2 protein-coding genes are annotated in these 1491 nt (G+C 70.7%); one reads left to right on the forward strand and one right to left on the reverse strand.

All coding sequences use genetic code 11. From position 1 onward, the window contains the following. Positions 1-1154 (reverse strand): serine hydrolase domain-containing protein (locus tag AB0O00_RS39105; protein WP_363659433.1); only part of this gene is annotated, 1154 nt, incomplete at its 3' end. Between the two features lie 124 nt (positions 1155-1278). Here AB0O00_RS39105 and AB0O00_RS39110 point away from each other — a divergent pair. Continuing rightward, positions 1279-1413: a hypothetical protein gene (locus AB0O00_RS39110; protein WP_363659434.1), complete on the forward strand. Its 135-nt coding sequence runs from the start codon at positions 1279-1281 to the stop codon at positions 1411-1413. Positions 1414-1491 lie beyond the last annotated feature (78 nt).

Raw genomic sequence — 1491 nt, forward strand, 5'->3', positions numbered from 1 at the left:
AGGGCGGTGATCGCGCGGGCGAGGAGGGTGGAGGGCTCCTGGCCGCCGGCGCTCGCATCGGTGTTGATCATGATGACCAGGGTGGCCCGCTGGGCCGGCAGGTAGACGGTCACCGTCTCGTAGCCCGGGATCGAGCCGTTGTGGCCGATCCACCCGTTGGTCTCGAAGATGCCGAGACCGTAGGACGTCCCGGGAAAACCGGTCGGCAGCGTCATGAGCCGCTGCGCCTGGGTCGCGGGGCTCAGGAGGCGCCCGGTGGCGACCACTTCGGCCCAGTGGTGGAGGTCCTGGAGGTCCGAGATCATCGCGCCGGCGGCCCACGCCCAACTCGGGTTCCAGTCCGTGGAGTCCACGGTCTCGCCGGACAGGGTTTGGTTCGTGTAGCCGCGCGGGTGCGGCTCCGGGAACTCGGCTCCTGCGGGGAGGAACGTGCGGTGCAGGTGCGCCCGACGCACCACCCGCTCGTGGATCACGTCGGCCAGCGGCCGGCCGGTGACCTTCTCGACCACCAGGCCGAGCAGGACGAGATTGGTGTTCGAGTACTGGAACCGCTCGCCCGGACCGAACGTGTTGTCGTGCTTGAAGCCGTACGCGAGCGCCTCCTGCGGCGTGAAGGAGCGCGTCGGGTCGCTCAACAGGTCGTGGGCGAAGTCCGAGTCCGAGGTGTACGGGAACAGGCCGCTGCGCATCTCGGCGAGCTGGCGCAGCGTGATCCGGTCGCCGCACGGCACGCCGTCGACGTAGTCGGAGATCCTGTCGTCGAGCCCGACCTTGCCCTCGTCCACGAGCTCCAGCAGCGCCGTGACCGTGAACGTCTTGGTCTCGCTGCCGATCCGGACGCGCGAGTCGAGCGCCATCGCCGCGCCGGTGGTCTTGTCGGCGACGCCGGTCGCGCGGACGTACGTCCCCTTGCCCGGCAGCCACAGCCCGACGATGACCCCGGGGATGCCCGCCTGCCGGCGGACCTCCTCGATCTTCGCGTCCAGCCGCGCGGTCAACTCGGGGCCGAGGGTGGATCCCGGGCACTCGCTGTGGTGGCACCGGTGGACGGCTGCGGCGGGGGCGGGCGTGGCCGGGGTAGCCGTCACGGGGGCGAGTACGGAGGCCACGAACAGCGTTGTGGCGAACAGCCTGCGGTAGTGGTTGCGTTGCACGTCGGGGCGCCTCTTCCGGGATCGCGGGGCTCGGACGGCACCATTCACCACGGCAGCCCGCCGGGGACGCCCTCACCTGCCGCCCACCCCGGCGAGTCCACTCGTTCGGATCACCGGGACCCGAGTGGCAGCATCGATGTCAGTCAAGCGGCAGGATCCGTTCGTCGAGGATCTGCTCTTCGAGCTGCTCGACGCGTGCGGCCTCCCGTTGGAAGAGCCTGATGATCCGTCCGCAGCCGATCTGATGCACTCCGGCTGACCGGCGGCCCCGACCATGGGGGTGGGGGGCGCCGGGGGGGTGGGGTGGTGGAGGTGGGGGGAGTAAGGAAGTGGGTCG

This window comes from Kitasatospora sp. NPDC093558 (assembly GCF_040683475.1).
Lineage (GTDB): Bacteria > Actinomycetota > Actinomycetes > Streptomycetales > Streptomycetaceae > Kitasatospora.